A 3,117-nucleotide genomic window follows, 5' to 3' on the forward strand; every position below is an offset into this window, starting at 1 on the left:
CCCTGCCCCCCTCCCGCGAGGGGAGGGGGGACAAGAAAGGAAAGGCTCAGTTGGCGGAAGACGCCACCAGCCGCGTCGTGTAGCGGATGCTCCTTCCCTCCACCTCCTGGCGCTCGAGCGCGAACCTCGCCTCCTCCGGCGGGCGGTTCACGAGGAAGGAGATCCGCAGCGATTCCCACCCCGGCGTGGCGTCGAAGCCGGAGATGCGGATGTAGCGGTCGCCATAGGCCTTCCGGCACGAGGCCAGCTCGGTCATCACCGCGGCGGCGTCGCGGATGTCGAACATCGGCAGGTCCCACATCTCCCAATAGGTGTTGCGGGGGTGCGGGTCGTCGGTGAACTCGATGTTCACCGCCCAGCCATGGTCGATGCAGTACTGCACCTGGGCGGCGATCTGCTTGTCGGTCAGGTCGGGCAGGAAGGAGAAGCATCCCTGGGTCATGCGCATGATGGCGGCCTCCTCAGCCGGCGGCGGTGACGGCCGGGACGAAGTCCGGCGTGTCGGTCGAGGCGTAGTCGAAGGTGACGTCCTTCCAGACGTCGAGGGCCTGGCGCAGCGGCTGGCAGTGCCGGGCGGCGTCGGCCAGGATCTGCGGCCCCTCCACCTTGGTGTCGCGGCCCTCGTTGCGGGCCAGGATCATGGCCTCCAGCGCCACCCGGTTGGCGGTGGCGCCGGCCTGGATGCCCATCGGGTGGCCGATGGTGCCGCCGCCGAACTGCAGCACCGTGTCCTCGCCCAGATAGTCCAGCAGCTGGTGCATCTGCCCGGCATGGATGCCGCCCGACGCCACCGGCATCACCTTGCGCAGGCTGGCCCAGTCCTGCTCGAAGAACACGCCGTTCTCCAGCTTGGCCGGCAGATGGTCCTCGCGCAGGATGTCGTAGAAGCCCCGCGTCGTGTTCGGGTCGCCCTCCAGCTTGCCGACCACGGTGCCGGCATGGATGTGGTCGACCCCGGCCAGGCGCATCCACTTGGCGATCACCCGGAACGACACGCCATGCGTCTTCTGCCGCGTGTAGGTGCCGTGGCCGGCGCGGTGCAGATGCAGGATCATGTCGTGGCGCCTGGCCCATTTCGACATCGACTGGATCGCGGTGTAGCCGATCACCAGGTCGATCATGACGATGACGCTGCCGAGCGACTTGGCGAACTCCGCCCGCTCATACATGTCCTCCATGGTCGCGGCGGTGACGTTGAGATAGGTGCCCTTGACCTCGCCGGTCACCGCCTGGGCCCGGTTCACCGCCTCCATGCAGTACAGGAACCGGTCGCGCCAGTGCATGAAGGGCTGGGAGTTGATGTTCTCGTCGTCCTTGGTGAAGTCGAGCCCGCCCTTCAGCGCCTCGTACACCACGCGGCCATAGTTGCGCCCTGAGAGTCCCAGCTTCGGCTTCACCGTGGCGCCCAGAAGGGGCCGGCCGAACTTGTCCAGCCGCTCGCGCTCGACCACGATGCCGGTCGGCGGCCCGTCGAAGGTCTTCACATAGGCGACCGGCAGCCGCATGTCCTCCAGCCGCAGCGCCTTCAGCGGCTTGAAGCCGAAGACGTTGCCGATGATCGACGCGGTCAGGTTGGCGATCGACCCCGGCTCGAACAGGTCGAGGTCATAGGCGATATAGGCGAAGTACTGGCCCGGCTGGTTCGGCACCGCGTCGACCCGGTAGGCCTTGGCCCGGTACTTCTCGCAGGCGGTCAGCCGGTCGGTCCAGACCACGGTCCAGGTGGCGGTGGAGCTCTCGCCCGCCACCGCCGCCGCCGCCTCGACCGGGTCGACCCCGTCCTGCGGCGTGATCCGGAACAGCGCCAGGACGTCGGTGTCCTTCGGCACGTAGTCGGGCTCCCAATAGCCCATCTTCCGGTATTGCAGCACGCCGGCCTTGTAGCGCTCCTTGCCGGTGACGGTGGTCGCGGCCTTGGTGTCGAGGGTCGTGACATTGGTGCTCATGGAGCTCTCCTCTCAGGCTGCGGCGCCGATCGCGATGCGCGGGTCGAGCGCGCCGGACCGGTAGCGTTTCGCCATTTCGGGCAGGGGCAGGGGGGTGATCTTCGACGCCTGGCCGGCGGTGCCGAACTGCTCGTAGCGTTCGCGGCACAGCGCCTCCAGCGCCGCCATCGACGGCTGCAGGAACTTGCGCGGGTCGAACTCGCCGGGCTTCTCCACCGCCACGCGGCGGATCTCGGCGGCCATGGCCAGGCGGCAATCGGTGTCGATGTTGACCTTGCGCACGCCGTGCCGGATGCCGCGCTGGATCTCCTCCACCGGCACGCCCCAGGTCTTCGGCATCTCGCCGCCGAAGCGGTTGAACCGCTCCTGCAGCGTCTCGGGGACGGAGGAGGAGCCGTGCATCACCAGGTGGATCTCCGGCAGCCGCTCATGGATCGCCTGGACCACATGCATCGCCAGGATCTCGCCGTCGGGCCGGCGCGAGAACTTGTAGGCGCCGTGCGAGGTGCCCATGGCGATGGCCAGGGCGTCGACCCTGGTCTCGCGCACGAACTGCACCGCCTGGTCCGGGTCGGTCAGCAGCTGGTCGTGGCCCAAGGCACCCTCGGCGCCGTGCCCGTCCTCGGCCTCGCCCTGCCCGGTCTCCAGGCTGCCGAGCACGCCGAGCTCGCCCTCCACCGATACGCCGACGGCATGGGCGGCGGCGGTGATGCGGCCGGTGATGCCGACATTGTACTCATAGCTGGCCGGGGTCTTGGCGTCGGCCTCCAGCGACCCGTCCATCATCACGCTGGTGAAGCCGTGCTGGATGGCGGACAGGCAGGTGCCGTCGTCGTTGCCGTGGTCCTGGTGCAGGCAGATCGGGATGCCGGGATGCATCGCCTCCGCCGCCTCCACCATCTTCGCCAGCATCAGGTCGCCGGCATAGGACCGGGCGCCGCGGCTGGCCTGCAGGATCACCGGCGCGTCCACGGCCTTCGCCGCGGCCATGATCGCCAGGATCTGCTCCATGTTGTTGATGTTGAAGGCGGGCACGCCGTAGCCATGCTCGGCCGCGTGGTCCAGAAGCTGTCTGAGCGTGATGCGGGCCATCTGGGCCTCCTGGGGGTCAATGGAGCGATCAGGCGTTCCGAGCTATCCGAGTCCCCCCTCCCCCGCCCGGGAGGGGGTA

General features: G+C 68.6%; 3 protein-coding genes. All 3 read right to left on the reverse strand.

Annotation, left to right across the window (positions count from 1 at the left end; translation table 11 throughout):
- Positions 1–46: 46 nt before the first annotated feature.
- The 3 genes from P409_RS30395 to fba are packed head-to-tail and all read right to left on the reverse strand — an operon-like array spanning position 47 to position 3,038.
- On the reverse strand, positions 47–448 hold the full coding sequence (locus P409_RS30395; RefSeq protein WP_034847253.1) for a ribulose bisphosphate carboxylase small subunit: 402 nt from the start codon (positions 446–448) through the stop codon (positions 47–49).
- Positions 449–461: 13 nt separating this feature from the next.
- Positions 462–1,946 (reverse strand): form I ribulose bisphosphate carboxylase large subunit, encoded by a 1,485-nt coding sequence (locus tag P409_RS30400; protein ID WP_034847255.1) that lies wholly within the window; start codon positions 1,944–1,946, stop codon positions 462–464.
- Between the two features lie 12 nt (positions 1,947–1,958).
- Positions 1,959–3,038 carry a class II fructose-bisphosphate aldolase gene (gene fba, locus P409_RS30405; RefSeq protein WP_034847257.1) on the reverse strand — a complete coding sequence of 360 codons (1,080 nt, stop codon included), beginning with the start codon at positions 3,036–3,038 and terminating at the stop codon, positions 1,959–1,961.
- Between the last annotated feature and the right edge of the window lie 79 nt (positions 3,039–3,117).

Source organism: Inquilinus limosus MP06, from assembly GCF_000767795.1.
GTDB lineage: Bacteria > Pseudomonadota > Alphaproteobacteria > DSM-16000 > Inquilinaceae > Inquilinus > Inquilinus limosus_E.

Coding starts and splice junctions, on each gene's coding strand:
- P409_RS30395 (WP_034847253.1), bottom strand. CDS start 448: ATGCGCATGACCCAGGGATGCTTCTCCTTCCTGCCCGACCTGACCGAC.
- P409_RS30400 (WP_034847255.1), bottom strand. CDS start 1,946: ATGAGCACCAATGTCACGACCCTCGACACCAAGGCCGCGACCACCGTC.
- fba (WP_034847257.1), bottom strand. CDS start 3,038: ATGGCCCGCATCACGCTCAGACAGCTTCTGGACCACGCGGCCGAGCAT.